The sequence below is a fragment of the Erythrobacter sp. W302b genome, from assembly GCF_046452395.1.
Taxonomy (GTDB): domain Bacteria; phylum Pseudomonadota; class Alphaproteobacteria; order Sphingomonadales; family Sphingomonadaceae; genus Erythrobacter.
Genome location: NZ_JBKFDH010000001.1, coordinates 709,245 through 735,415 on the forward strand (window position 1 = coordinate 709,245; position 26,171 = coordinate 735,415).

The window sequence follows — 26,171 nt, forward strand, 5'->3', positions numbered from 1 at the left end:
GATTCGCCCGATGTTCTATATTTGTTCAATCCCATTTCCTAGGCGTTATTATACTTGACGTACCCACTTCCGAGGGATAGACAGAATCCCAAGGAGTTAGAGCCGTGTCGAACATTTCCGCCCCGCACTTCCATGATGAGGAAAAAGCCTACGAGTACATTGAGGCCCGCCTGTGGCCGCAGGGTGCCGTTTGCCCGCATTGCGGGGGCGTGGATCGCGTCGGTAAGCTGAAGGGCAAGACCACCCGTGCTGGTCTGTGGAAGTGCTACCAGTGCCGCAAGCCGTTCACCGTGAAGATCGGCACCATCTTTGAGGACAGCAAGGTTCCCATGCGTCTGTGGTTGCAGGCGATGTACCTGATCGCTGGCAGCAAGAAGGGCATTTCCAGCAACCAGCTTCACCGCATCCTTGGTGTTACCCTCAAGACTGCGTGGTTCATGTCCCACCGCATCCGTGAAGCTATGCGCGACGATAGCGGCTTCCCGCTTGGCGGGATCGGCTCGGTTGTCGAGGTCGATGAAACCTTCATCGGGCGTGAACCCGGCACCGAAGTTCGCCAGTCGTATCACCATAAGATGAAAGTGGTTTCGCTTGTTGAGCGTGGTTCGGGCCGCGCCCGTTCATACGTGGTGGACAAGGTGAGCGCCGACGAAATTGAGCCGATTGTTGCCGCAAACGTCCGTCGCGAAACCCGCATTATGACCGACGAAAGCCCCGTTTACCGCTTCGTTCCGTTCTACGTTGCCGACCACAAGCGCGTGAACCACGGCGCTGGCGAATACGTGCGTGGCACCGTTCACACCAACACCATCGAAGGCTTCTTCAGCATCTTCAAGCGCGGGATGCGGGGCATCTACCAGCATTGCAGCAAGAAGCACCTGCACCGCTATCTTGCGGAATATGACTTCCGCTACACCAACCGCTCGGCAACTGGTATCGAGGACACCGAGCGCGCCGACTTGATCCTACGCGGAGTCATCGGCAAGCGCCTCACCTATGAAACAACTAGTGCGAGGGCCTAATGCCAAAGCAGAAGCGCAAGGAGACGCCAGCGGAGCAAAGCGCCCGGTTCAAGGCCGAGGCGCAAAAGCTAATCGACGCTGGCGAACTAAGCCCCATCGAGGCCGATAAGGCACTTGAGGCCCTAGTCCGCAAAGGGGCTCGCTCAACGCAAGGCCTATAGACGGATTCTTGAGACTCTGCTAGTAAACCCACCAAGGGCAGGGCGCTTCAGCACCCCGCCCCGGTGGGCCCGACTAATGTGACGGCTTGCCACATAGGGATACTCACTTTCTGCTCTGCTAGGCGTGATAGAGGGTTGAACTTACATCCAGCCAAGGTGTTTGCGGCACCCAAGCTGGTACGAAAACTGGTGTGGAGCCGGGGGGAATTGAACCCCATGGGCGTACCTCTAAATGCATCCCGGTCACCTGACCTCCGGCCCCACCAAATCCTAAAAAATATCGTCGTAGTCCTGCGGTATCCGCTCTTTCCAATAGCGGCCATCCTCATTCTCGACCGTCCAACGCGTTTCGCCATCAGCGAACGGTCCGCGATCTTTCATACGCCAGATGGTTGTCCTGAAAGTGTCAAGACTAACGTCATCGCCAAATGTCAGGGAGTAGTATACGTAGAGTTCCTTGGGCTCTAGAGCTGAATTACGCCCCTCTCTCAAGACCTTCAGGATGTTCGACTGCCGTTCAGCCACCACTTCGGTTGCAACGCTTTTGACGCCCCCTGACGCGCCGATTCCCTGCATTTCCTGAAGAACGCGCAAAGCTGTTTCAATGTCAGAAAATTCTGAACGGGCTGATTCCAAAGCTTTTTCCGCTTTTTCAAGCCTTGCCTTCGCCTTTGCATGACGGTCTTTAAGTTGTTCAAGGATGTCATTCATGGCGCGCCCTTACCATACGCGCGTCATCGCGACAACACCCCACCCATGTATTTTGCGGGGCATCCCCGTAGGGTTTGGTGTATTCTGGTGTGTGCCCTATCTTCTGACCGTGGGAGACAGGCATGACCCTTGAGCAACGAAACGCCCAAATTTTGGAAATGATGGCCGAGCAGACAAGACGTGAAACCGCGTCTATTTCCACTGCGCGCGCCGCTCTCGCTGCTGACGGCACGTATACTACCAAGGGGCGCTTGCGCGTTCGGTTCGGCGGCACTCGCAAGAGGGCGGTCGCGGTCGCTTGAGCCGCCTCGCTACGTCGTTTGTTTTAGGTTACCACGGCTGCGACGCGAAGGTCGCGTCCAAACTCATATCCGGCAACGATCGAATGATACCAAGCAGTCAGGATTATGACTGGCTGGGTAGCGGTGTATATTTTTGGGAGTCTGACCCTCAACGCGCAATGGAGTTCGCTGAGTGGAAAGTCTCGCGCGGGGAATACGACAAAGCAGCAGTTGTGGGGGCGGTGCTTGATTTGGGTAATTGCCTTGATCTGTCTAATCGAAAAAACTTAGACCTACTTCGTGGCGCGTTTGAAGCCTTGAAGGACTATACCGAAACGGTAGGTTCCCCCATGCCGAAAAATGAAGGCACCAAAGCCGATCCGTATGGCGATAGGCTTCTGCGCTTTCTTGATTACGCGGTGCTACAGCGCTTACACACGATGATGGAGCGCGGATTCGATGAGGGTGTAGGCCCACCGCCTTTTGATACGGTCAGAGGGATGTTCACCGAGGGCGCCCCCGTCTACGATGGGTGTGCATTTCTAGACAAAACTCACGTGCAAATTGCCGTGCGAACCCCAGAGAATATCGTCGGTATATTCAAACCTCTGAGGCACTGATTGGCAACCTCAGTAGGGGTTAACTGACTCTAGCGCCTCAATACGGCTCTCTAAGTCCGCGATTTTTTCGTGCTCTAGCACAACGTCGTAAGCCACATCGGCGGCTATGTCCGAAACCTCATCCTGTTGCTGGTCGTCGAGTGTACAACTGGACAGCAGCAGAACCGCGACGATTGCGACCTCAATGCGGGCGTGAACGGTGAGTTTCTGCATATCAGCCTCCTGCTTGAATCAGTCCTACACAACATCAGACCTAAAAATGCATCAAGCGGATAATCGGGATCAGGCAAGCCCCAGCTTCTTCACCATATCCGCAGTTCCATCAATTACCGCCTGGATCTGATCGCGCCCAATCCAGCCTATCCGGTGGTCGTGGCATTGATCGAGTAGCGCGCGCATGTGTGGGTTCGGGTCGGCGCTATTGTCCTCAAGGTAGTCGCAACCAAACTGATACGCTTCATAAGCAACAAGGTCAGCGGCTTGGAGCCCGTTAACAGAAGCAACCGTCCTGAACCCATAACTGACACGATTGGGATCAAAGTCGGCTGCTTCAATGGCTGGTGCGATGATGCTGTCTAACTGAGGACTGCGCCCCTTGTCGAAGATGAACGAAATGGGTTCTCCGTATTTTTCGGCGATCTTGCAGCTCTCCATTACCGCTACGCCAAAGATGGTGCGCTCGGCACCAGCCAAGATTAGCTTAGCAGCAGGGGTGGCGACCGCATCCCAGTCACGCCTAGATATCGCATAAGCTATCACCGACGCTCCTGAATCGACGATGCACTTACGAAAATTTCGACGAACACGCAGCTTCTCCCCTTCGGAATAGCCCTCGAATTCGTTCTGTGCGTGCATGAGGTCGTACATTCTGAACTTGCTAATCGGAGGACGATTGCCGGTTGGACGGGCGAGCCTCGCGCTCCACGCCTTATCTAATTCATCCATGATTTGCTTGTGACCACTCACACCGCCCCAAACGATCACGTTCGAGTGACCGTGGGTGCCACTGTCGTCGTAGTAGAATTCCAGCATGACAAACCTGCCTCCGGCTGCGCCCCGATTGGGGAACGAGACTCGCGCCAAGTCCTCAATCGTTATGGCTTTTATCATCCTAGGCATAGGTTGGGTACCTTTTGTATAATAACGCCATTTCCTACTTGTCTAGGAAAAATCCTTCGTGTAGGATATTCCCATGCAGGAAACCCAACAGAATGCCCGTGATGCCATCACCGGCCCGCGTGCGCGGCTACTCGAATTGTCGCAGGCGCGGGGGGTGAGCTTGGCGGCGCTGTCCGAAATTATTGGACGCAATCCCAGCTATCTTCAGCAATTTATTCGTAAGGGCAGTCCGCGCAAGCTGGAGGAGCAGGACCGCGCCACCCTGGCTCGGTTCCTTGGTGTCGGGGAAGAGGAGTTGCGTGAGGCGCAGGAAAATTCCTATACGGAAGTCCCTAGCCGGCGTGAGACCGGCGGCTGGCTTGATGTGCCCCGGCTCGATCTTGGCGCTTCGGCGGGGCCGGGCCGGGTCGCGGGCGGTGAGGCCGCGTTCGACACCTTCCGCTTCTCGCGCCGCTGGCTGGAGGAACAGGGCCTCGCCCGCGCGCAGCTTTCCGCGATCCGGGTCGAGGGGGATTCGATGGAGCCGCTGCTCAATGACGGGGATGAAATCCTCGTCGATTGCAGCCCGCTTCCGTTTCGTGACGGCATTCATGTGGTGCGGCTGGGCGAAACGCTGATGGTGAAGCGTGTTGCGAGCGTAGGGGCAGGGCGGCTGGCGCTGCTCTCGCAGAACTTCGCCTATCCGCCGGTTGAGGTGGCGGCGGATGAGGTGACGATTATCGGGCGGGTTGTGTGGAAGGGGGGGCGCGTGTGATGTCGTTCGCCAACGTCCCCCCGCCCCGGATGTGATCCGGGGCCCCGCTTGTCTTGCACTGTTTCCCAGGAGCGGGGCCCCGGGTCAGGTCCGGGGCGGGGCTATGGCGGGTCTTGCAATTGGCTCCCGCTCTCGCCATCCCTCCTGCATGACCGACCAAGCCCAACTCCCCATGCGCGCCGCGATCATCCCCGTGACGCCGCTCCAGCAGAACTGCTCGCTGATCTGGTGCACCGCCACCATGAAAGGCGCGCTGGTCGATCCCGGCGGGGATCTGGACAAGCTGAGGGAGGGCGTCGCCAAGGCGGGCGTTACCCTCGAAAAGCTGCTCGTCACCCACGGGCATCTCGATCATTGCGGGCAGACCGGGATGCTGGCCGAGGAACTTGGCCTGCCTATCGAAGGCCCGCATGAGGATGACCGCTTCTGGATCGACCAGCTCGACGATGACGGTCCGCGCTGGGGGATGGTGGCGAAGAGCTTCACGCCCACCCGCTGGCTCAAGCACGGCGACACGGTGACGGTAGGTGAACTCACACTCGACGTGATCCACTGCCCCGGCCACACCCCGGGCCATGTGGTGTTCTTCCACGAACCCAGCCGCTTCGCGATCGTTGGCGATGTGCTGTTTCAGGGCTCAATCGGCCGCACCGATTTCCCGCGCGGCAATCATCAGGACCTGATCGATTCGATCACCCAGCGCCTCTGGCCCTTGGGCGAGGATGTGATGTTCATCCCCGGCCATGGCCCGACGAGCACCTTCGGGCGCGAGCGCAAGACCAATGCCTTCGTGAGCGACTACGCGCTGAGCTGATGTGTGAAGTGCCTTCCCATCCCGGATCAGGTCCGGGACGGGGAGGGACCGGGCGGCCTACATCACTCCCGCCGCCACCAGTGCCGCGACCACCGCCAGCCCCAGTTGCACCAGCATCGTCGTGAGCGTGCCGATCATCCGGCCAACCTGCGCCTTGCCGCCGTCCATGCCGAAGCCGTGCGCGATCCGGGCCAGGAAATAGGCGGCCGCGACATAGGCCAGCCACCAGCTGCCTGCACCCGCCAGCTCGATGGCGGCGATCAGCACCAGCACGAATCCGGTGTTCTCGACATAGTTCAACTGTGCCCGCATCCGGCGTTGCAGCGCCTCGCTCCCGCCGTCGCCGACGCTGATCTGGAGCGCGGTGCGCAGTGCGCCGATGCGAATCCCCAGCCAGATATTGAGCACGGCGGCCGCCGCCGCGGCGGCGAGCGTTACAGGTAGCACGATCATAGTGAGATCCCCTCGATTATGTGACCACGGTGCTAGGGCGCGCCAGCGCGGGTTGCAACGCGCGATTTTTCCGCTATAGCGCGCGCCTTCCCGCCACGGCTGGCCAAGGAATGCGCGCACGTGCTGATGCTTGTGCGGGCGGCTTCCTTGCCCTAAGGGCGGCCTTCGAGAATCATGGCGCCGGTGGCGCGAACACACGTATTATTTGAGGAATTGGTGCCACCATGGCTGTCCCCAAGAGAAAAGTATCGCCTTCCCGTCGCGGCATGCGTCGTTCGCACGACGCGCTCAAGGTTGAAGCATTCCACGAATGCCCCAACTGCGGTGAGCTGAAGCGCCCGCACAACATCTGCGGCCACTGCGGCCACTACAACGGGCGTCAGGTCGTCGCCGTCGGCTGATTGCCGGTGGCTCGGACCATAGACCGGAGCAACGCATCATGAGCCTCCCGCGTATCGCTGTCGATGCGATGGGGGGCGACGAAGGCGTGCGCGTGATGATCGAAGGTGCGGCGCTTGCCCGCCGTGATCATGACAGCTTCAATTTCCTGCTCGTCGGCGACGGCCAGCGGATCGAAGCCGCGCTGCAAAACCACCCCAATCTCCGGGCGGCCTCCGAAATCCTCCATTGCGATGACGTGGTGGGCGGCGATGAGCTGCCCAGCAAGGCGATTCGCCGCGCCAAGACCACCAGCATGGGCCTTGCGGTCAATGCCGTGAAGACCGGCGATGCCGGCGCTGCGGTCAGTGCAGGCAACACCGGCGCGCTGATGGCGATGAGCAAGCTCGCGCTGCGCACCATGCCGGGGATTGACCGCCCTGCGCTTGCCGCAATCATGCCGACCTTGCAGGCGCATGACGTGGTGATGCTTGATCTCGGTGCCAACACCGAAGCGGACGCCCGCAACCTGGTGCAATATGCCGTGATGGGCGCCGCGTATTCGCGGATCGTCACCGGTTTTGAAAAGCCGATCGTCCGGTTGCTCAACATCGGCACCGAAGAGATCAAAGGCACCGAAGAGCTCCGTGATGCCGCGGCCATGCTCACCGCCGCTTCGCTGGGAGGCACGCTGGCGCTGCAATTCGACGGCTTTGTCGAAAGCGACAAGATCAACCGCGGCGAAACCCATGTTGTCGTAACCGACGGCTTTTCGGGCAATATCGCGCTGAAGGCGATCGAGGGTTCGGCGCGCTTCGTCACCGACCTGCTGCGGCAGGCGTTCACGTCCTCGCTGCGCTCCAAGATCGGCTTTCTGGTCTCGCGCCCGGCGACCGAGTTGCTCAAGCATCACCTCGATCCGAACAACCACAATGGCGCGGTATTCCTCGGCCTCAATGGCGTGGTGGTCAAAAGCCACGGCAGCGCGACGGCCAAGGGTGTCGCCCATGCGGTGGCGGTGACCGCGCGGCTGCTCGAAAACAAGCTGACCGAACGGATCGCGCATGATCTGTCGCAGCTGGGCGAGGAAACCCTGCGCAAGAACGGCCGCGGCGCCGCGTCCAAGGACAGCGAGACTCCTGCGTGAACGGTGCACGGATACTCGGAACGGGTTCGGCCCTGCCGCGCAGGGTGGTCACCAATGCCGAACTCGCTGAGCGGGTCGACACCTCGGATGAATGGATCACCGCGCGCACCGGCATCCGCCAGCGCCATGTTGCCGGAGAGGATGAGACCACCGCCACGCTGGCGACCGCAGCCGCTCGCGCGGCGCTGGCCGATGCGGGGGTGGACGCGGCAAGCATCGACCTGATCGTGCTTGCCACCGCTACGCCCGACAACACCTTCCCGGCCACCGCCACCAAGGTGCAGGACGCGCTCGGCTGCAATGGCGGCATCGCCTTTGATGTTGCCGCCGTCTGTTCAGGCTTTCTCTATGCGCTGAGCGTCGCCGATTCGCTGCTCAAGACCGGCATGGCCAAGCGCGCGCTGGTGATTGGTGCCGAAACCTTCAGCCGCATCCTCGACTGGGAAGACCGCACCACCTGTGTGCTGTTCGGTGACGGGGCAGGGGCCGTGGTGCTCGACGCGCCCAGCGCCGAAAATGGGGGCAAGGACGCTCCAGGGATATTGTGCAGCCGGCTCCATGCCGATGGGGCGCAGCATGATCTGCTCTATGTCGATGGCGGGCCTTCGACCACGCAGACCGTGGGGCATGTCCGCATGAAAGGCCCCGAAGTGTTCCGCCACGCGGTGGTGAACCTGGCCGCCGTGCTGCGAGAAGTCATTGAGGACGCAGGGGTTTGCGTTGAGGCGATCGACTGGGTCGTTCCGCATCAGGCCAATGCCCGGATCCTTGATGCGACCGCGAAAAAGCTCGGCATCGCGCCCGATAAGGTGGTCATCACGGTCGACCGCCACGCCAACACTTCGGCCGCCTCCGTCCCGCTCGCGCTGGATGTCGCGCGCAAGGACGGGCGGATCAAGGCGGGCGATCTGGTGATGCTCGAAGCGATGGGCGGCGGCTTTACCTGGGGTGCGAGCCTGATCAGGATGTAACGGGTGCGGGCACCACGTGTCCCGTTCACTAACACTATTGCTGAAAACTCGACATTACGCAGGGCATCGCATTGCAAAAACGCAGGAAATTTGTAAGCTTTTCGCCTTCTTTCGGGTCGCGCCGCGAAGGAGAATACGCATGATGCGTTCCGTTGGCACTTTGACTCGCGCCGATCTGGCGGAGACCATCAATCGCAAGATGGGATTCAGCCGGGCTGAATCGCTCGATATGGTCGAAGCAATCCTCGACAAGATGAGCGATGCGCTCTCGCGGGGCGAGAACGTCAAGATTTCTGGCTTTGGCAGCTTTGTGCTGCGTGACAAGAATGAACGGATCGGCCGCAATCCCAAGACCGGGATCGAAGTGCCGATCACGCCGCGTCGGGTGATGACGTTCCGCGCGAGCCAGCTGCTCAAGGAACGCATTGCCAAAGGCTGACAGGCCCAGGGAACATGCGGACAGGTGAGGTTTGATGACCGCTTTCGACGACGGCAAGGACGATAACGCCCTGCGCACCATCGGCGAAGTCAGCGAGGCGCTGGGCATCAAACCTCACGTCTTGCGCTATTGGGAAGCGCAGTTCCCGCTGCTCAAACCGCTGAAACGCAGCGGTGGACGGCGCTATTACCGCCCGACCGATGTCGCGCTGGTCGAAACGATCAACCGGCTGGTCAACCGCGAAGGTTACACCCTCAAGGGCGCCGAAGCGGTGCTTCGGTCAGCGGGCAAATCCGATCTCGACCGCCGCACCGATGACCGCCGCAGCGGCGATCGCCGGGCCGACAGCGATGCTGATGGCGGACCCGGCGTGAGGCTGATGGTCACGGAAAGCCCCGACATGGCCGAAACCATCACCGCCTTGAAGGCAATCCGCGCCCGGCTGGCGGCTGCGCTGGAGGCTTAGGCTTAGATACCGAGCGCCTTGCGCAGTTCAGCATTGATCCGCGATTGCCAGCCCTTACCTGTGGCGCGGAATTTTTCGAGTACGTCCGGGTCGAGGCGCAGAGTCACCTGCTGCTTGGGATTGGACGAAGGCGGGCGGCCAGCGCCACGGTCGCCGGGTTGGAGCGGAATGATTCCGTTGGGACCAAGCTTGCCAGTAGCAGGGCGGATGAGAACGCCGCCGCGATAGATTGCGGCGTGACGTGCCATTTCCTCGGTGAGTTCGGGCGCGTCATCCGGGTCAATCCAATGTGCCTCGCCTGACTTTGATTTCGCGCTCATGCATGTGCCTCATCGAGATAATGCGCCTGCGGTCTTCTCTTACCGTCCAGACAACTGCAATATGACGGCCGTCGAGCAGTCCGAATGTCAGCCAGCGTTGCTCTCCGTAGTCGACCCTGTCGTCGGGAACATCGATGCTATCGTTTGCAAACACTTCCCCGGCCCGGGCAAAATCGAGTCCTCGCTCTTGCAACGTCTTCAGACGCTTGGCCGGGTCAAACTCGATCTTCAAAGGCAGCCTCCGACTACGTCAACTCGGAACGACGGCCTCCTTTGCCGGTAGCACCGGATTATCTCCACGCGCTTTCTTAAATATGTAACTACAAAAACTCCGAAGTCAACCTACTCCGCCGCCAACAGCGCGGCTTCTCCCAGATCCACACTCACCAGGCGCGACACGCCCTTTTCCGCCATGGTCACCCCGAACAGGCGGTGCATCCGGCTCATCGTCACCGCGTTGTGGGTGACGATCAGGTAGCGGGTGGTGGCGGCGCGCACCATCGAATCGAGCAGATCGCAGAAGCGTTCGACGTTTGCGTCATCCAATGGCGCGTCGACTTCGTCGAGCACGCAGATCGGTGCGGGGTTGGTGAGGAACAGCGCGAAAATCAGCGCGGTTGCCGTCAGCGCCTGCTCCCCGCCGGACAGCAGGGACAGCGATTGCAACCGCTTCCCCGGCGGCTGGGCGTAGATTTCGAGCCCCGCCTCCAGCGGATCGTCGCTGTCGATCAGCGCGAGATGCGCCTGCCCGCCTTCGAACAGGCGCGTGAACAGCACGCGGAAATGGCCGTCGACCTCCTCGAAAGCCGCGCGCAGCCGCTCGCGGCCCTCGCGGTTGAGGCTGCCGATCGAGCCGCGCAGGCGGGCGATGGCTTCGAGCAACTCCGCCTGCTCGTCGGCGCTGGTGCCGTGCTCGGTCTCGATCCGGGCGAGTTCATCGGCCGCGACCAGGTTAACCGGCCCGATCCGTTCACGCGCGGCGGTGAGCTTTTCCAGTTCGGTGGATTCATCCGCGGCAGGTGCAAGATCGCCTTCCGCGAAGCCGAAGCGTTCGCCCAGCAAGGGCGGGGGGCACTGGAACCGCTCCCCCGAAATGCGCGCCATCTCGGCGCGGCGTAGTTCCTCGTTCTCGGCCCGCGCGGCGAGGCTGGCGCGGCTTTCGCGGGCCTGGGCGAGGGCCTCGGTCCGCGCGGCCAGCGCCATGTCAGCGGCGCGCTGCCGGGCTTCCGCCTCGCGCATCACGGCCTCGGCAGCGGCAAGATCGGCGGCGATCCGGGTGCGCGCTTCCTCGCCCGCTTCGATTTCGGCGGTGAGCGCGGCGGGCTTGGCGGCGTGGACGGCGTGATCCTCGGCGATTTCTGCGAGGCGCCGCGTGGTCTCGGCCATGCGCCGCTCGGCATCGGAGGAGCGCGCCTGCCATCCCGCGTGATCGGCCGTCTGCGCGGCGAGCCGTTCGCGCGCCACCGCCAGCGCCTGATCCTGCGCCGCGAGTTCGGCGAGCGCGGCCTGCACCGCGGCGCGGGCGGCAGCGTTTTTGGCTTGTGCGGCTTCGAGCGCGGCGCGCTCGGCATCGCGCGCAGGCAGGCGTTCGCGTGCCGCGCGTGCGGCGGTCACATCGGCTTTGGCGGCGGCAATCTGGGTCTCGATTTCGCTGGCGCTGGCCGCCAGTTCAGCGAGGCGGGCGGCGAGGCGTTCTCTGGCGGCTTCGGCCTGGTCGAGCCGGCGGAGCGCGTGGCGTTCTGCCTCGATTGCCCCCGCGATGCTGCGCTCCTGCGCGATCAGCGCGGTCTGCAAGTGGCTTAGTTCTTCCCGCACTGCCCGGTCTTCGGCCTCGGCGCGGGCGGCCGCTTCGCGCAAGGGCGGCAGCGCGGCGTCGAGTTCGGCAAAGCGGTTGGCGGCTTCGAGTTGGGCGGCCTCAGCGCCGCCTTCACCGCGCGCGACGAAGCCATCCCAGCGGCGCAGGTGCCCGGCGCGGGTGACGAGCCATTCACCCGGGCCGAGCGTGCGGCCATCATCGGCCTCGACGCAGTGCACCAGCGCGAGGCGGGCAGCGAGTTCGGGCGGGCACTGGGTGAGGCGGGCGAGCAGACTGTCGGCGACCTGTGCGGGGGCGGCGGCTCCGGTCCAGAACCGTCCGTCCTGCGCAGCAGCTGGCGCGCCCAGCGGCGATTTGCCGTCCCGTCCCAGCACGGCGGCGAGTGCGCGTTCGTAGCCCGGTGCGACACTCACCCGATCAAGCGCGGTGGCCATGCCCTGCCGCCCGGCTTCGCGCTTGGCGCGGGCTTCGCGGTCGCGGGCCAGCGCCGTGTGCTCGCGTTCGATCCCGGCGAGTTCGGCGCGGGCGGAGGCGAGGGCGCTCGCGGCGTCATCGCGCTGCACCTGCAATTCGCCCTTGCGCGCCTGATCGGCGGTCAGCCGGGCACGCAGACGGACGACTTCGCTCGCCGCTTCTTCGGCAGCGTCGCGTGCGGCGATAACGTCGGCTTCCGGGTCGCCGCTCGCCGCAAGTTCAGCGCGGGCGCGGCCAATCCGGGCGGCTTCGGCTTCTATGCGGGCAAGGCGCTGTTCGGCCTGTTCCACCGCCGCTTCGGCCACGCGCCATTCCGCCTCGACCCCGGCGTGATCGGCGGTGGCTTTCGCCAGAGCGAGCTCGGCGGCGCGGTGCGCGCGTTCGCGGTCTTCGGCCTTTTCGGCAAGGGCAGGGCGCGCAGCCTCGGCGTCGCTTACGGCGGTACGGCTGGCGGCGAGTTCACCGGTGAGCCGCCCCAGCGCCTCGACAGCGGCTGAGGTCAGCCGGTCGGCATCTTCGCGGTCTTCCTCCAGCCGTATGCGCTGGCGTTCCAGATCGCGCAGTCGGGTTTCGGCAGCCTCCAGCTTTTCGGCCAGCGCGGCCATGCGGTGTCCATGCGCGCTGGCATCATCGCGCCGGTCCGCGAGCTCATCGCGCGCTTCGGCCAGCGCATGGGCGGCGGCGGCCTGCTCCTTCTGCGCCACCTCGACAGCGCTTTGCGCCTCGGCAACCTGCGCGGTGGCGGTCTCGGCCGCAGCGCGCGCGGCCTTTGCTGCGGCGGCGGCTTCGCGCCAACGGGCGAACAGCAGGCGGGCCTCGGCGGCTTGAATCTTGTGGGTCAGTTCGGTGTAGCGTTCCGCCTGCTTGGCCTGCCGCCGCAGCGATGCGATCTGGGCGTCCAGCCCGGCCATCAGGTCTTCGAGGCGGGCGAGGTTCGCCTCGGCCCCCCGCAGCTTGCTCTCGGCATCCTTGCGCCGGACGTGCAGGCCCGCGATCCCGGCGGCCTCCTCCAGCATCGCGCGGCGTTCGGCGGGCTTGGCGGCGATCACCTGCGCGATCTTGCCCTGACTGACGAGGGCAGGGGAGTGGGCGCCGGTGGCGGCATCGGCGAAGGTGAGCGCGACATCCTTGGCCCGCACATCACGGCCGTTGACGCGGTAGGCCGAACCTGCCCCGCGCTCGATCCGGCGGGTGACGACCAGCTCCTCACCTGCATCATCCTGCGCGTGAAGCACCACCTCGGCAAAGTCGCGCGGGGGGCGGGTCGAGGTGCCCGCGAAGATCACATCCTCCATCCCGCCCGAGCGCATCGACTTGGCCGAGGTTTCCCCCATGACCCAGCGGATCGCTTCGAGCAGATTGGATTTGCCGCAGCCGTTGGGGCCGACGACGCCGGTCAGGCCGGGTTCAATGCGCAGTTCCGCCGGCTCGACGAAGCTCTTGAAACCGCTGAGCTTGAGCCGGTGGATCTGCATCTATGTCGGCGCCCCCGCCCGTCGGCCTTAGCGCGCGCCCGCGCTCTTGAGCACCGGCTCGACCACTTCCCAGGTCGTGCCGTCGATCTTCTTGCCGTTGAGGAAGAAGGTCGGGGTGCCTTCGATCTTGTCCTTGGCGTTATTGGCTTCGACGGTCTTCACCAGCGCTTCGATCTTGGCGGTATCGGCCAGGCAGGAGCGGCCCTGATCGGCGGAGAGCCCGCGCGCGGCGAAGAATTCGAGCAGTCCGGTCGCCTCGGCAATCGCGACAAAGCGCTGATTGAGCGGCAATTGCGCCGCGGCCTGCACGGCCTGCGGATTGCCCTGAAGCCCTGCGAAGACACTATCGAGGTTCTGCCACACTTCATCGGACAGGGGCTGCATCTGCTCCTTCGCGCCGCATTGGGCGAGACCGGCGATCACCACGTCGAACGGATTGAGAAACGCCTCGCGCTGTTCAAAGCTGACAACGCCGCTGGCGACGTACTTGTTCTTGAGTGTTTCCTTGCCGGTCTTGGCGAATTCGGCGCAGTGCGTGCAGGTGTGCGAGGCATATTCGACCAGCTTCAGCGGCGCATCGGGGTTGCCGAGCAGGAAGCCGCCTTCGGGCGTGACCGTGACCGTCTCGGTCCACTTGGCACCCGCCGGAGCAGCGATTGCGGGCAGCGGCTCGCCATTCGCCGCGCCGTCCGCGGTGGCGGCATCGTCGCAGGCTGCCAGCATCAGCGGGGCAAGCGCAAGCAGGGGGAGCGAAAACAGGCGGGAGACGGTCATCGTGGCACCAATCCTTGGGATGTCTAAGAGGGAGAACCTAACCCCTCACGCCCCAATGCAGCAAGCACCCGGCCATGAGGCTGTGAACAATTCGCTCAGCCGGGGGCGGCGCTGAATTTGGCTGAGAGCACCGGGTAGAGATCCTCCCAGCTGTGAACCTCGTTGAGCAGCTTGCCATCGAGCGCGAAGCTGGGCGTGCTGTTGACGCCAAGTTCGTCAAAATCCGCGCGGCCATTATCGAGCAATTGCTTGGCGGCGGCGTCATTCATCACGCAGGCATCGAGTTCCGATTGCGACTGGCCGCGGTTGACGAGCATCGTCGTCAGGCCGAGCGCGCTGGCGGCATTCATTCGGCCCGCCTTGTCACCCCGCAGCCAGATCGCGCGCTGGCTTTCGGGCGCGGCGCGCGCCTTGCCGAGCCAATCGGCCTGCGCCAGCATTAGCGCCTGATGGCGGCTCTTGAACCCGGAAGGGTCGCCGCATTGAGCGAGCAAGGTGACGGTCAGGTCGAGCGCGTTGCGGATCACCGGGCGCACTTCCAAGCTGATCTTGCCCGGCGTCAGCAACACGAGCTCCAGCGCCGGTTCGCCGCGTGCGGCAAAATCGGCGCAGTGCGGGCAGGTGTAGCTGATGAATTCGACCAGCCTGGTATCCGCCTTGGGATCACCGATCAGGTGCCCGCGATCCGTCCGCGCGATCGTGCTCTGCCAGTTGCCGGGATTGTCCTTCGACTGGAAGCTGCTGTCCGGGCGCGAAAGGTCTTGCTGTGCAAGCGCAGGGCCGGTCGTCAGAGCCAGCGCAGCAGCGGCAAGGATGAGGGGCTTGATCATTGCGGGTCGTTTTCCTGTGAAGGGGCAGGTTCGCTGTTGCCAAGACTGCGGGCAAGCGATTCGAGCACGGTGCGCAGTTCGGGATCGCCGATATCGCGCAAGCTGTCGCCCAATTCCAGCGGGATCGGCTTCAACGACGGCGGAGGCTTGGCGGGGCGGCCATCGGGGGGCGGCGTGACCGCGCCCTGGCGCAGCTTGATGCGGGCGACGGCGCGGTAACCGAAAAAGCGGTTCACCCGCTCGATAATCTCGGGGATGACCTGCGTGATCAGCGGCGCATGGGCCGGGACAACCACCAGATCGAGGATGCCTTCCGCCTTCTCGCCGGGGGGAAAGCGGATCGCTTCGGGGCTGCAAACGCGGGCATGTTGCGGGCCGACGATCTCGGGCCAGCGGGTGACGACCGAGCTTTGCACAAAGCCGAAGCGGCGAAAGGCGGTGCGGCCGATTTCGGGCATCAGGTCGCCGATGGCACGCGCGCCTGTCCCGCGGGGGCGCGCGTAGGGCTTGCCTTGTCGGCCTGCCGCTTCGCTGCTTGAGGCCGGGGGGGTTTTCTTCGAGCTTCCCATGTGTGCTTGCCCCATGCCATAGGCGGCGCGTGACTGCCAGCATCTCCGACAACCTGCTCGCGTGGTATGACACACACGCCCGCGATCTGCCGTGGCGCATACCGCCGGGGAGCGCGACGCCGAATGACCCCGCGTGGCCTTACCGGGTGTGGCTGTCCGAGGTGATGCTCCAGCAGACCACCGTGGCGGCGGTGAAGCCGTACTACGCCAAGTTCACTGCGACCTGGCCCACGGTCGAGGCGCTCGCGGCGGCCTCGGACGAGGAGGTCATGGCGGCCTGGGCCGGGCTGGGCTATTATTCGCGCGCCCGCAACCTGCTCAAATGCGCCCGCGCCGTGGCCGAGTTGGGCGGCTTTCCCGACACTGAGTCGGAGCTGAGGAAGCTCCCCGGACTGGGCGACTACACCGCCGCGGCCATCGCCGCGATTGCCTTCGGGCGGCGCGCCGTGGTGGTGGATGCCAATGTCGAGCGGGTGACCGCGCGGCTCTTCGCGATCGACGAACCGCTGCCCAAGGCGCGAAAGGCCATCCGCGCCGCCGCCGATCAGATCACGCCGGACGCGCGTTCGGGCGACTTTGCGCAAGCGATGATGGACCTCGGCTCCCACATCTGCACCAGCCGCGCCCCGCGCTGCCTGCTCTGCCCGCTGGCCGAAGCCTGCGCGGGCCGCAAGGCGGGCGAGCCCGAGCGCCTCCCGGTCAAGCCAGCGAAGAAGGCCGTGCCCGAGCGGCAGGGCATGGCGTTCTGGATCACGCGCCCCCGTGCGTCGGGGGGCGGTGCCGACGTCTGGCTCGTCACCCGGCCCGGCACCGGGATGCTCGGCGGAATGCGCGCGCTGCCCGATGATGGCTGGACGGCGCGCGCGGACGGATCAGCTGTGCCGCCACTTGCCGGCGCATGGCGCAGCCTTGGCGCGGTACGGCATGGTTTCAGCCACGCCCAGTTGACGCTGACGGTGATGGCCTTGGAAACGGCGCAGGAACCGGACGGCGCGGGCGCGTGGTGGCCGGTCAGCCAGATTGGCGATGCGGGCCTCGCGACCCTGTTCGCCAAGGCAGCGCAGCTTGCGCTAGCGGCGGACTAGATCAGCCCGCCGCCCAGCGCCAGACGCACGGCGGCAATCAGCAGAACCACAAGGCAGAAATTGCGCCCGCCATCCTTCGACGACAAGGCGCCAAGAATGATGCCGACCACGATCAGTGGCAGCGCGAACCAGTTGGCCCAGCCGAGCAAAGGAATCTGCGCCGGAATGACGATGATGAGGCTGACGAGGCCGATGAGATAGGCAAGAACGTTGAGCATGTGTCTTATATGCGCAAGACACCTTGCGATTGCAAGCCTTCCGGCTGATCCCGCGATTGACCGACGCCGCCACCTGCCGCAGACACGGCATCAAACGTCGCTTCGGAGATTCTCCTTCATGCCTGTTCACGACATCGCCTCGACCGCTCTCTCGCGCCGCGCCCTGTTTCGCCATAGCGCGCTGCTCGCAGGTGGGGCGGCGCTGGCCAGCCTTCCGTTTGGCCGTCAGCTGCTGGCCCATGATGTGGCGGAAAACTGGCCGAACGTTGCGGCGATGGCGAACCGGTATGTGGCCGAGCGCAAGCTGGCGAACCTGCTGCTGACCTTCGGCTGGGGGCAAGAAGATCACGCCCACACCGTGGGAGGCGGCAACCTGTCGCTCGCCAAGCCGGGGGCGGTGGATGAAAACTCGCTCTATCGCATCTATTCGATGTCGAAGCCGATCACCGGCATGGCGACGATGATCCTGATCGACGAAGGCAAGCTCGGCCTCGATCAGCCCGTCGCCGAGATCCTGCCCGCGTTCCGCGACATGCGGGTGCTGGTCGATCCGGCGGGCGATCTTCAGAACACGGTCCCCGCAGACCGCCCGATCACGATCCGCCAGCTGCTCACGCACACCGCGGGACTGGGCTACCAGATCATCAGCAAGGGGCCGCTTCAGGCCGCTTACAACGAACAGGGCCTTGTGGGCGGGCGGGTCAGCCGGATGCCGATTCCCGGCTTCCCGGTCGTCACCCCGGCGCCGGGCCTTGCCGCCTGGGCCGACCGCCTGGCCGAATTGCCGCTGATGTATCAACCCGCGACCAAGTGGAGCTATTCCTGCTCGATCGACCTTCTCGGCCGAGTGATCGAAGTGGCGAGCGGGATGGAGTTTGAAGCGTTTCTCAAGAAGCGTATCTTCGACCCCTGCGGCATGACCAGCACCTGGATGCAGGTTCCCGCCAGCGAGGCGCATCGCCTGACCGACAATATCGGTGTGCTGGGCGGCAACGTCTTCCCGCTCGATCCGGCGGCAAATTCGATTTACCTTGATGCGCCCGAAGTTCCCGCTGGCGGCGGCGGGCTGGTGTCGAGCCCCAAGGATTACGACCGCTTCCTGCGGATGCTGCTCGGCTACGGCAGGATCGACGGCAAGTTCGTGATGAGCGAGGAAGCGGTGCGCGTGGGCGTGTCCGATCTGATCCCGGCGACGGTCGATTTGACCGGCAGCTGGCTCGAGGGCGAAGGCCACGGTGCAGGTGGCCGCTCCAAGGGATCGACCTTCGGCTGGGGCGGGGCCGCGGGGACGCTGGCCGCGGTCGATTTCGACCTCAACCTGCGCTCGTGCCTGTGGACCCAGTATATGCCGTCTGAAGCCTATCCGATCCGCGACGAGTTCATCGCGGCGATGGAAGCCGACCTTGCCGCGATGCGCACCAAGAAGAAGGCCGCCTGATGCACGCGCCCGCCGCCGCGCCCATGATGGCTTTCGCAGGCTCGCCGCTCGACCGGGCGGACCATATCCGCGTGGATGATGACGCGCTGGCGGGCCTGATGAACTGGCGCGCGCGAGTGCTGTTGCTTGAAGGCTTGCTGCCGGGCGTGGACGATGTGGGCGGCCTCGTCTGGGGCTCGCTTGCCGATGTGGCCGAGGATGCCGAGCTGGTGTTCCTCGGGATGATGGACGGCAAGGCGCATTTTGCGCCCGTGCCGCCTGCCGGAGCGGAAGGCCCAGCCTATGCGCAGCCCGCGGCGTGGCAGCTGATGCAGCTGCTCTCGCCGCCCGATCTCGCGATCTATGGCGGGGCGAGGAGCCTGGTCGATTGGCACGCCCGACACCGGTTCTGCGCGCGCTGCGGCGGGGCGACGAAGCTGGTGAAGGGCGGATGGCAGCGCCATTGCGACAATTGCGGCGCGGATCACTTCCCACGCACCGATCCGGTGACCATCATGCTGGTCGAGCATGAGGACAAGCTGTTGCTCGGCCGCCAGCCGCGGTTCCCGCCCAAAATGTACTCCGCGCTTGCGGGCTTCGTCGAACCGGGCGAGACGATCGAGGAAGCCGTTGCGCGCGAAATTCATGAGGAGGCGGGGGTAAGGGTGCGCGATGTGCGCTATATCGCCAGCCAGCCGTGGCCCTTCCCGAGCCAGTTGATGATCGGCTGCACGTCGGTCGCCGACGACCCCACGCTCAACATCGACACCACCGAACTCGAAGACGCGCGCTGGTTCACCCGCGCCGAGCTGGAAGAGGCGCGCGCGGCCGGGGAGCATGGCACTGAGCTCCTTTACTTCCCGCGCCCCTTCGCAATCGCGCATCATCTGGTCGCTTGGTGGCTCGACCGTTGACGACTCATCGCCTCACCATCGACATATATTCCGATGTCATGTGCCCGTGGTGCCTGATCGGCTATGGCCAGCTGACCAAGGCTTTGCGCGAACTGGAGGGCGAAATCGCGGCGGAGATCCGCTGGCGGCCGTTCGAGCTGAACCCGCAGATGCCGGCCGAGGGCGAAGAGCAGGAAGCGCACCTCCAGCGCAAATATGGCCGCCCCGCCGAGGAAGGCGCGCGCATTCGCGGGCAGATGAAGGCGATTGCGGACAGCGCGGGCGTTTCGCTGTCCTACGAGGGCGAGGGCGAAGCGCCCCCGGCGATGATGTGGAACACGCGGGACTGCCACAAGCTGCTGACCTTCGCGCTGGAACAGGCCGGGCCTGAGGTCCAGACCGCCTTGAAGCTCGCCCTGTTCCGCGCCCATTTCAACGAGCGGCGGAACCTCTCCGACAGGGCTGTTCTGCTCGACATCGCGGCCGATGCGGGCCTTCACCGCGTGGCGGCCAAGGCGGCGCTGGACGATCCCGACCTCGAGGCCCGTGTCCTCGCGGAAGAAGCGCAGGCGTGGGACCTGAACATCTCGGGCGTTCCGGCGATGATTGTGGAGAACAAGTTCCTTATCCCCGGCGCGCAGGCCCCTGAGGTCTATGTCAACGCATTGCGCCGGGTGGCGGAAAAGACGCGGGCAGCCCATTAAATCATCGTCATCCCGGCGCAGGCCGGGACCCAGTGCGGCCAGTGCTGCGCTTCGTTTCACGGGGCCCCGGCCTGCGCCGGGGTGACGGACTGGGCCTAAACCAGCCCAAGCCGCTCCAGCTTCATCGCCAGCTTGCCGGGCAGCGCGTCGCCGATATCCTCACCGGCGGCGAGATCTTTGGGCGCTTTCTCGTCCGTCAGATAGCGCCAGCCCTGATGCGCCCGCTTGGCCTGCTGATGGACGCGGATCAGGGTGGGTTCGAGCACGATGTCCCAGCGCCCATCATCGGTCTTCACGAAGCCGAGAATCGGGGAGCGCGCCACGATCGCGTGGTTGATGATCCAATAGAGCGAGCCGCCCACCACCTCTTCGTGCCGCGTGGGCCGGTTGCGGGTGGTGAGGCGGATCTCGCCGCGCCCCTCATACCAGCTTTCGAGATGATCATAGCTTTTCGCCCCGAAGGCGATCTTGGTCAGGTGAAGCGGCATGGCCCTGCTGTCACGCGCCCCTGCGCGCGTGTCAACCGGCGAGATAGGAGTCGAGCGTCAGTTGCAGCTGGCGGATGCGCGCCTCCTGATAATTGCCGAGCGTCTGCGCGCCCTTGCGCGAGGCCTTGGCCCCGTCCCGCTGGAGCGCGAGGTTATCGGTATCCTGATCGAGAATCTCGGCGAGCGCGAAGCCGGGGACGGTGGTGTAGCTGTCCTCGACCCCGAGGCGGATCGGGGTGGCAGGGGCGGGGCGCTCGCCGTCGGCGGGCAGCGGCTGGAGAACAAGGATTTCGTGCAGGCACTCGTCAGGGCCCAGCGGGCGGAAGCGATAACACAGGCGGATGCTGATGCCGGGGAAGAAGAAGGCATTGGGGAACAGGAAATACTCGATCGAATCCATCATCTCGGTGGTGGAGACCTGCGACAGATCGGTGCCGAAGGCCGCGCCCAGCTCCTCGCGCAGCAGCCGCGCGTGTTCGGCTCGGGCCCTGACGCCCGGCGGCAGCGTAGCGGGATCGCGCCCGAGCTTGCCGAACAGGGTCTGCTCGCTGATGTCCTGCTTCAGATGTGGGCTGGGGACGCCGATCGCATGGATGAAGCGCGAGACGTGCTTGCCGAAGATGTCGTATTGCGCGTTGGCGTCAGCAGCAGTGTAGACCGCCTGCGCGTGGGTTTCGAGCACGTGGAAGGCTTCGAGGAAGGCCTCCATCGCCATCTTCCAGTTGGCCGGCAGCACCTTTTCGGTATGAAGCGCGACATAGCGATCATCCATCGGCCAGAGCTTGAAGTGCTCCGGCATCACCTCAAGCTGCTCGGCGAGCGGCGGGGGATTGTCGCCCATGTGGATGAACACGAACCCGCCCCAGGTGTCGCAGGCGACTTCATCCAGGCCGAAGGTATCGTCCGACACGTGGGGAAAGTCCCAGCGGCAGGGGATTTCACGCAGGCTTCCGTCGAGGTTCCAGCTCATCCCGTGGAAGGGGCAGCGGATGTTGGCGCGCCTGACCCCGCGGGAGCCTTCGGCGGCAAACTTCATCCCGCGGTGCGGGCAGGAGTTGACGAAGGCGCGGATCGCCATGTCGGCCCCGCGCACGACCAGCACCGAATGATGCCCGACGTCATAAACGTAGCGGTCGCCGACGCCGGGAATATGCTCCTCGCGGCAGGCCCATTGCCAGACGTTGGGCCACAGCCGCGCCATTTCGAGGTCGTGGAAGGCCGGGTCGGTGTAGCGGGCAAAGGGCACGTCTTCGTCGCCGAGGAAGGTGTAGGATTCCTCACGCATCGCGGCGGGGGGATTGTCGCCGTCCGCATCGAGGATGTCCTGCATCGACGGGCCGGGACAGCGCGCCGCGCCGGGGGCGAGGGCAGGGTCCGACGGAGCGGTCAGATTGGGTCGGGTCATGGGTGTCTCATCGCTTGGCGGTTGTAGAGGGAATCGTCGGGCTTACGCTGGCCCATGATGAAGGGGGCGACTGCGACCATGCCGTCGGTGGCCGGATCGTCGCGCACCCAGTCGACCAACTCGCTACGGTAGGCGAACTTCCAGACGCCATCGCGCCGCTCGTACCGGTCGACATAGCGGCCCGCGATAAACAGATCGCGCGGGCTCCCGCTGTCATCGAACACGCGGTGGTAGGCCTGATAATAGACCTCGCCATAGGCCTCGTTGGGTCCGGTGAAGTCGATGAGATGCTGGCCGAGCATGTGGTGGTTGCGCTGGTGCTCCTTGAGCATCTCCATGCAGAACGCGGCGAAGTCTTCCGCCGGGCCGCTGAACACCCCGTATTCGCAGCGCGCCCCGGGCCAGAACTGGGCCAGCAGCAAGTCGCCATCGAGCCGGTCAAGCCCGCGCATGTAGTGCGCGGCAAGGTCGATGATGGCGAAGCGATCGTCAGCGGTGCCCATCACGCGATGCTCAGGCCGCCATCGACGATAAACGGCGCGCCGGTGGCGAACTTGCTCTCGTCGCTGGCGAGATAGACGACGAGATGCGCGATATCCTCAACCTCGCCCATGCGGCCAATCGGCTGGGCGATGGAGAAGGCTGCGCGAGTCGCCTCAGGGTCGGGGGTGCCGGCGATGACGCTTTCCACATTGGGGGTCAGGATCGTGCCCGGCTGCACCGAATTCACCCGCACGCCGTTCTTTTCGCGCGCGCAGTAGAGCGCAATCGACTTGGTCAGCGTCACCACCGCCGCCTTGGCGCTGTTATAGGCGGCGAGATCGGGGGAGGGCTTGTTCCCGGCCGCGCTGGAGAAATTGACGATCGAGCCGCCGCCGCCCTTGGCCATCAGCGGGATCGCCGCCTTGCAGCCCATGAAGATCGAATCGACATCGACCGTGTAACAGCGCTTGAAATCCTCTGGCGAGATGTCGGCGATGGAACCGAACACGGTGATCGCGGCATTGTTGACCAGCACGTCGAGCCGCCCATGGCTGGCTTCAACCTCGGCCATGATCGCCTGCCAGCGCGCCCAGTCGGTGACGTCCTGATGAAGGTAATCGCAGCCGAGTTCCGCTGCCGTCGCGCGGCCTGCGGCCTCGTCGATATCGGTGATGATGACCGTCGCGCCCTCGGCCATCAGGGCCTTTGTCGCGGCCTTGCCCAGACCCATAGCGCCGCCTGTCAGCAGCACCACTTTGCCTGCCACACGTCCTGCCATCACTCTCTCCCTTTATCCTCTGGGAGAAAGTTAGAACGTGGCCAGACCCATCGCCACTGCCAAACCTAAGAAGGCGAAGAAGCCCATCGAATCCGTGATCATGGTGACAAACACGCTGGATGCGACCGCCGGGTCCTGATCCAACCGTTCGAAAATCACCGGCACCAGCACGCCCGCAAGGCCGGCAATGGCGATGTTGATGATCATGGCGAGAGCAATCACGACGCCCATCATCGGGGTGAACAGCACCGCCGCCGCGAGGCCAATCAGCACCGCGATGGTCCCGCCATTGAGCAGCGCAACGCGGAACTCGCGCCACAGGATGCGCCGCGTGTTCGAGCGGGTCAGCTGATTGGTCGCAATCGCGCGCACCGCCACCGCCATGGTCTGCGTGCCCGCATTGCCGCCGATGCTGGCGACAATCGGCATGAGCACCGCGAGCGCCACCAGCTGCTCGATCGCCGCGCCGAAGAAGGCGATGATCGAGGAGGCCACGACCGCCGTCCCCAGATTGGCGATCAGCCACCGCACGCGCGCGCCATAGGCCTCGCGGATCGGCTCGTTGATGTCGCCGTCGCCCGCACCGCTCAGCAGCAGCGCGTCCTCGCCCGCCTCTTCGGAGATGATGTGGACGATGTCGTCGACCGTCATCTGCCCGACCAGCCGCCCACTTTCGTCCACCACCGCAGCCGAGATCAGCGCGTATTTCTGGAACATCAGCGCGGCCTCTTCCTGATCCATCGTCACCGGGATCAGGGTCTGGTCGCGCTTCATCACGTCGGTCAGCCTGACGCTGCGCGGCGTGGTGAGGATCCACGAGAGCGCGCAGGTGCCGACCGGATGGTGCCGCTCGTCGATCACGAAGACTTCGAAGAAGTCGTGCTCCAGATCGCCGTCCTCGCGCAGGTAATCGATCAGATCCCCGACCGTGAGATGCTCGGGCACCGCCACGAAGTGACGGCTCATCAGGCGCCCGGCGGTCTCCTCGGGGTAGGCGAGCGCGCTCGAGACCGCCTCGCGCGTCTCCGGCTCGAGCTCGGCCATCACCGCACGCTGATCGGCTTCGTCTAGATCCTCGATCAGCTGCACCGCATCGTCGGTGTCGAGCTGTTCGGCGATGGTGGCGACGGCCTGTGCGGACAAGGTGTCCATCAGGTCTTCGCGAACGTAATCGTTCAGCTCCGCGATGACGTCGCTGGTCATCAGATCGCTGATCGCGGAGGCGAGCTGCGCGCGTTCACGCGGTTCGAGCAGTTCGATCAGGTCGGCGATGTCGGCCGCATGGAGCGGCTCGACCAGATCATAGACCCCGCCCTTGTCGCCCGCCTCCAGCGCTTCGTGGACCGCGCTGACGAAGCTGGGCTTCAGGCGGTTTTCCTCGTCATGGCGTTCATCATCAACCCGGTCATCCGGACGCACTTCACCCTCACCGTGATCGGCGAGGGCAAGGTCGTCGTCGTGGATGCGATCTTCGGCCATATGAGAGGCGTTTACGGAGGGGAGGGTGAAAAGCAAGGCTGGAGGGTGACAGGCGCGGATTGGGTGCGTAAAGCCGCCTGCGAACAACCCATCCCGTTCGCCCTGAGCTTGTCGAAAGGCCGCATTCTTCTTCTGGTCCACTGCGTGACGCAAGGAGGAAGGGTGCTTCGACAGGCTCAGCACGAACAGGAATGACATGCGGAGATCCGAACAATGGCCGATACCCTCACCTTCACTCTCGACACCGGCGATGGCGAATCCCGCGACGTTGTGATCAAGCTGCGCCCCGATCTCGCGCCGGGCCACGTCGCGCGCATCACCGAGCTGGCGAGCGAAGGCTTCTATGACGGCGTGATCTTCCACCGCGTGATCGGCGGCTTCATGGCACAGGGTGGTGACCCGACCGGCACCGGCATGGGCGGCAGTGACAAGCCCGACCTCCCGGCCGAATTCAACGCCGAACCCCACGTCGAAGGCGTGTGCTCGATGGCCCGCGCGCAGAACCCCAACAGCGCCAACTCGCAGTTCTTCATCTGCCTTGATGATGCGCGCTTCCTCGACAAGCAGTACACCGTGTGGGGTCAGGTCACGAGCGGCATGGAACACGTCCATGCCCTCCCCAAGGGCGAACCGCCGCGCAACCCCGGCAAGATCGTCAAGGCGACGGTCGCCTAAGATCGCAATGGAGGGCAAGGGGGCGGCAGTCCGGGCGACGGCGGCAGCGCTTTGCGCGCTGCTGGCGTCAGCCTGCGCGACCTTGCCCGACATCTCGCAGTCGCGCTCGCCCTGCCAGCTTGAGCCGGGCGGGTGGTGCGGCTTTGTGCGCGACGCAGCGGTCGAAGCCTGGCCCTATGCGGTCGCATCGACCAACGCCTACACCGGTGACGATGATCTTTTCGCCAAGCCGGGCCGCGTGCTCCAGCGGATCGAGCACCTGCCGATCGCGCCCGAGGATGCGGGCAAGGGCTTCAGCTACGAGCTGTTCAACCAGTACGCGCCGGGCTCGGGCAGCGATGCGGCGCGCAAGCCTGTCGCGCGGGTGCTTGCTTTCCGCGGCACCGACTTCAAGGGCCTCTCGGACATCTTCTTCGGCACATTGCGCAATGACCAGATCGAACTGGCGTTGCGCTATTTCGATGCCGAACGCGCGCGTCTGGGCAATGATCTGCCGTGGGTGGTGGTCGGCCATTCGCTCGGCGGCGCTTTGGCGACGGAGGTTTCCAATGCGCATCCCGAAGTGCGCGCCTTCCTGTTCAACACCTCGCCCTTCTACCGCGACGAAGTGCGCGCCAATGCCCTGCGGCGAACCGTCTTCAACGAGCGCGGCGAGTTCTTGCGGCGGTTTGCGCGCAGCAGCGAGCCGCCTGCGGCCAATGTCTTCACCATTAATTGCGAGCCGCGCAAGGGCAGCATCACCAAGCATAAGGTGCGCCCGCTCGCCGATTGCATCACCTGGATTGCGGCCTATGCCAGCCGCGACGCCTTCGAGGTGATGAAGGCCAATGGCATCACCAAGCCTTTCGTGGAGTGCGGGCCTGAGGACAAGCCGCACCCGGGGCCGGGCACCAAGCCGGACGAGCCCTGCATCCACAACAGCCTGCGCGAGCCCAAAGGCAAGCGCAAGTAG

The 26,171-nt window shown here is 64.4% G+C and carries 31 protein-coding genes; 15 read left to right on the top strand and 16 right to left on the bottom strand.

The window, feature by feature from the left end; translation table 11 throughout:
* The first annotated feature begins 104 nt into the window (after window positions 1-104).
* Window positions 105-1,022, top strand: a complete 918-nt coding sequence (locus tag ACLBKT_RS03415; protein WP_410181569.1) for an IS1595 family transposase — start codon at window positions 105-107, stop codon at window positions 1,020-1,022.
* A 431-nt stretch (window positions 1,023-1,453) separates the two neighbouring features.
* On the opposite strand, the gene ACLBKT_RS03420 is transcribed toward ACLBKT_RS03415, so the two are convergent.
* Window positions 1,454-1,894, bottom strand: a complete 441-nt coding sequence (locus ACLBKT_RS03420) for a hypothetical protein (RefSeq protein WP_410181570.1) — start codon at window positions 1,892-1,894, stop codon at window positions 1,454-1,456.
* 298 nt (window positions 1,895-2,192) lie between these two features.
* Here ACLBKT_RS03420 and ACLBKT_RS03425 point away from each other — a divergent pair, with 298 nt between their 5' ends.
* Complete coding sequence (locus ACLBKT_RS03425) at window positions 2,193-2,795, top strand: hypothetical protein (protein ID WP_410181571.1); 603 nt, start codon at window positions 2,193-2,195, stop codon at window positions 2,793-2,795.
* 9 nt (window positions 2,796-2,804) lie between these two features.
* Here the strand turns inward: ACLBKT_RS03425 and ACLBKT_RS03430 are convergent, their stop codons facing one another.
* On the bottom strand, window positions 2,805-3,008 hold the full coding sequence (locus ACLBKT_RS03430) for a hypothetical protein (protein ID WP_410181572.1): 204 nt from the start codon (window positions 3,006-3,008) through the stop codon (window positions 2,805-2,807).
* Window positions 3,009-3,077: 69 nt separating this feature from the next.
* Window positions 3,078-3,827 carry a DUF3800 domain-containing protein gene (locus ACLBKT_RS03435; RefSeq protein ID WP_410181573.1) on the bottom strand — a complete coding sequence of 250 codons (750 nt, stop codon included), beginning with the start codon at window positions 3,825-3,827 and terminating at the stop codon, window positions 3,078-3,080.
* Between the two features lie 160 nt (window positions 3,828-3,987).
* Between ACLBKT_RS03435 and ACLBKT_RS03440 the strand changes: the two genes are divergently transcribed.
* Together ACLBKT_RS03440 and ACLBKT_RS03445 are read left to right on the top strand one after the other, a co-directional pair.
* Complete coding sequence (locus ACLBKT_RS03440; protein ID WP_410181574.1) at window positions 3,988-4,668, top strand: S24 family peptidase; 681 nt, start codon at window positions 3,988-3,990, stop codon at window positions 4,666-4,668.
* 172 nt (window positions 4,669-4,840) lie between these two features.
* Window positions 4,841-5,482, top strand: a complete 642-nt coding sequence (locus ACLBKT_RS03445) for an MBL fold metallo-hydrolase (protein ID WP_410183641.1) — start codon at window positions 4,841-4,843, stop codon at window positions 5,480-5,482.
* Between the two features lie 57 nt (window positions 5,483-5,539).
* Here the strand turns inward: ACLBKT_RS03445 and ACLBKT_RS03450 are convergent, their stop codons facing one another.
* Window positions 5,540-5,935, bottom strand: coding sequence for an MAPEG family protein (locus ACLBKT_RS03450; RefSeq protein WP_410181575.1), 396 nt, complete (start codon window positions 5,933-5,935; stop codon window positions 5,540-5,542).
* A 224-nt stretch (window positions 5,936-6,159) separates the two neighbouring features.
* Here ACLBKT_RS03450 and rpmF point away from each other — a divergent pair, with 224 nt between their 5' ends.
* The 5 genes from rpmF (at window position 6,160) to ACLBKT_RS03475 (ending at window position 9,336) form a co-directional block, all read left to right on the top strand.
* Window positions 6,160-6,336, top strand: coding sequence for a 50S ribosomal protein L32 (gene rpmF / locus ACLBKT_RS03455; RefSeq protein ID WP_086736123.1), 177 nt, complete (start codon window positions 6,160-6,162; stop codon window positions 6,334-6,336).
* 38 nt (window positions 6,337-6,374) lie between these two features.
* On the top strand, window positions 6,375-7,460 hold the full coding sequence (gene plsX, locus ACLBKT_RS03460) for a phosphate acyltransferase PlsX (RefSeq protein WP_410181576.1): 1,086 nt from the start codon (window positions 6,375-6,377) through the stop codon (window positions 7,458-7,460).
* Window positions 7,457-8,431, top strand: a complete 975-nt coding sequence (locus ACLBKT_RS03465) for a beta-ketoacyl-ACP synthase III (RefSeq protein WP_410181577.1) — start codon at window positions 7,457-7,459, stop codon at window positions 8,429-8,431. Before plsX ends, ACLBKT_RS03465 begins: the two co-directional genes overlap by 4 nt.
* Window positions 8,432-8,570: 139 nt before the next feature.
* On the top strand, window positions 8,571-8,870 hold the full coding sequence (locus ACLBKT_RS03470) for an integration host factor subunit alpha (protein ID WP_410181578.1): 300 nt from the start codon (window positions 8,571-8,573) through the stop codon (window positions 8,868-8,870).
* A gap of 34 nt (window positions 8,871-8,904) precedes the next feature.
* Window positions 8,905-9,336, top strand: coding sequence for a MerR family transcriptional regulator (locus tag ACLBKT_RS03475; protein ID WP_410181579.1), 432 nt, complete (start codon window positions 8,905-8,907; stop codon window positions 9,334-9,336).
* A gap of 2 nt (window positions 9,337-9,338) precedes the next feature.
* Here ACLBKT_RS03475 and ACLBKT_RS03480 read toward each other — a convergent pair whose 3' ends face one another.
* From ACLBKT_RS03480 to ACLBKT_RS03505, 6 genes are all read right to left on the bottom strand, one after another.
* The gene (locus ACLBKT_RS03480) at window positions 9,339-9,656 is read right to left on the bottom strand and encodes a BrnA antitoxin family protein (protein ID WP_410181580.1); all 318 of its coding nucleotides are present in this window, start codon (window positions 9,654-9,656) and stop codon (window positions 9,339-9,341) included.
* Window positions 9,616-9,888 (bottom strand): BrnT family toxin, encoded by a 273-nt coding sequence (locus tag ACLBKT_RS03485; protein WP_410181581.1) that lies wholly within the window; start codon window positions 9,886-9,888, stop codon window positions 9,616-9,618. Before ACLBKT_RS03485 ends, ACLBKT_RS03480 begins: the two co-directional genes overlap by 41 nt.
* A 110-nt stretch (window positions 9,889-9,998) precedes the next feature.
* Window positions 9,999-13,421: a chromosome segregation SMC family protein gene (locus tag ACLBKT_RS03490; protein ID WP_410181582.1), complete on the bottom strand. Its 3,423-nt coding sequence runs from the start codon at window positions 13,419-13,421 to the stop codon at window positions 9,999-10,001.
* A gap of 27 nt (window positions 13,422-13,448) precedes the next feature.
* Window positions 13,449-14,195, bottom strand: a complete 747-nt coding sequence (locus ACLBKT_RS03495; protein ID WP_410181583.1) for a thioredoxin domain-containing protein — start codon at window positions 14,193-14,195, stop codon at window positions 13,449-13,451.
* 95 nt (window positions 14,196-14,290) lie between these two features.
* On the bottom strand, window positions 14,291-15,025 hold the full coding sequence (locus ACLBKT_RS03500; RefSeq protein WP_410181584.1) for a DsbA family protein: 735 nt from the start codon (window positions 15,023-15,025) through the stop codon (window positions 14,291-14,293).
* Entirely contained in the window at window positions 15,022-15,609 is a 588-nt protein-coding gene (locus ACLBKT_RS03505; protein ID WP_410181585.1) for a DUF721 domain-containing protein, read from the bottom strand. The genes ACLBKT_RS03500 and ACLBKT_RS03505 overlap by 4 nt, the downstream gene beginning before the upstream one ends.
* A gap of 14 nt (window positions 15,610-15,623) precedes the next feature.
* Between ACLBKT_RS03505 and ACLBKT_RS03510 the strand changes: the two genes are divergently transcribed.
* A complete protein-coding gene (locus tag ACLBKT_RS03510) occupies window positions 15,624-16,679 on the top strand; it encodes an A/G-specific adenine glycosylase (protein ID WP_410181586.1) in 1,056 nt (351 codons plus the stop codon).
* On the opposite strand, the gene ACLBKT_RS03515 is transcribed toward ACLBKT_RS03510, so the two are convergent.
* Window positions 16,676-16,897 carry a hypothetical protein gene (locus ACLBKT_RS03515; RefSeq protein WP_410181587.1) on the bottom strand — a complete coding sequence of 74 codons (222 nt, stop codon included), beginning with the start codon at window positions 16,895-16,897 and terminating at the stop codon, window positions 16,676-16,678. The two genes, ACLBKT_RS03510 and ACLBKT_RS03515, sit on opposite strands and share 4 nt — an antisense overlap.
* A gap of 118 nt (window positions 16,898-17,015) precedes the next feature.
* Here ACLBKT_RS03515 and ACLBKT_RS03520 point away from each other — a divergent pair, with 118 nt between their 5' ends.
* Genes ACLBKT_RS03520 through ACLBKT_RS03530 form a run of 3 tightly spaced genes read left to right on the top strand, consistent with a single transcriptional unit; the run spans window position 17,016 to window position 19,911 of the window.
* Window positions 17,016-18,335, top strand: a complete 1,320-nt coding sequence (locus ACLBKT_RS03520) for a serine hydrolase domain-containing protein (protein WP_410181588.1) — start codon at window positions 17,016-17,018, stop codon at window positions 18,333-18,335.
* Complete coding sequence (gene nudC, locus ACLBKT_RS03525) at window positions 18,335-19,228, top strand: NAD(+) diphosphatase (protein WP_410181589.1); 894 nt, start codon at window positions 18,335-18,337, stop codon at window positions 19,226-19,228. Before ACLBKT_RS03520 ends, nudC begins: the two co-directional genes overlap by 1 nt.
* Window positions 19,225-19,911, top strand: coding sequence for a DsbA family oxidoreductase (locus ACLBKT_RS03530; RefSeq protein WP_410181590.1), 687 nt, complete (start codon window positions 19,225-19,227; stop codon window positions 19,909-19,911). The genes nudC and ACLBKT_RS03530 overlap by 4 nt, the downstream gene beginning before the upstream one ends.
* A 95-nt stretch (window positions 19,912-20,006) precedes the next feature.
* On the opposite strand, the gene ACLBKT_RS03535 is transcribed toward ACLBKT_RS03530, so the two are convergent.
* From ACLBKT_RS03535 to mgtE, 5 genes are read right to left on the bottom strand one after another with little or no spacing between them, the layout of a single operon-like run.
* A complete protein-coding gene (locus tag ACLBKT_RS03535; protein WP_410181591.1) occupies window positions 20,007-20,399 on the bottom strand; it encodes a DUF1489 family protein in 393 nt (130 codons plus the stop codon).
* A 31-nt stretch (window positions 20,400-20,430) separates the two neighbouring features.
* The gene (locus ACLBKT_RS03540) at window positions 20,431-21,804 is read right to left on the bottom strand and encodes an aromatic ring-hydroxylating oxygenase subunit alpha (protein ID WP_410181592.1); all 1,374 of its coding nucleotides are present in this window, start codon (window positions 21,802-21,804) and stop codon (window positions 20,431-20,433) included.
* Complete coding sequence (locus ACLBKT_RS03545) at window positions 21,801-22,307, bottom strand: nuclear transport factor 2 family protein (protein WP_410181593.1); 507 nt, start codon at window positions 22,305-22,307, stop codon at window positions 21,801-21,803. The genes ACLBKT_RS03540 and ACLBKT_RS03545 overlap by 4 nt, the downstream gene beginning before the upstream one ends.
* Window positions 22,307-23,065: a glucose 1-dehydrogenase gene (locus ACLBKT_RS03550; protein ID WP_410181594.1), complete on the bottom strand. Its 759-nt coding sequence runs from the start codon at window positions 23,063-23,065 to the stop codon at window positions 22,307-22,309. The genes ACLBKT_RS03545 and ACLBKT_RS03550 overlap by 1 nt, the downstream gene beginning before the upstream one ends.
* A gap of 30 nt (window positions 23,066-23,095) precedes the next feature.
* Window positions 23,096-24,544 carry a magnesium transporter gene (gene mgtE / locus ACLBKT_RS03555; RefSeq protein ID WP_410181595.1) on the bottom strand — a complete coding sequence of 483 codons (1,449 nt, stop codon included), beginning with the start codon at window positions 24,542-24,544 and terminating at the stop codon, window positions 23,096-23,098.
* A gap of 213 nt (window positions 24,545-24,757) precedes the next feature.
* Here mgtE and ACLBKT_RS03560 point away from each other — a divergent pair, with 213 nt between their 5' ends.
* Both ACLBKT_RS03560 and ACLBKT_RS03565 read left to right on the top strand, forming a co-directional pair.
* Window positions 24,758-25,219, top strand: coding sequence for a peptidylprolyl isomerase (locus ACLBKT_RS03560; RefSeq protein WP_410181596.1), 462 nt, complete (start codon window positions 24,758-24,760; stop codon window positions 25,217-25,219).
* Between the two features lie 7 nt (window positions 25,220-25,226).
* A complete protein-coding gene (locus ACLBKT_RS03565; RefSeq protein ID WP_410181597.1) occupies window positions 25,227-26,171 on the top strand; it encodes an alpha/beta fold hydrolase in 945 nt (314 codons plus the stop codon).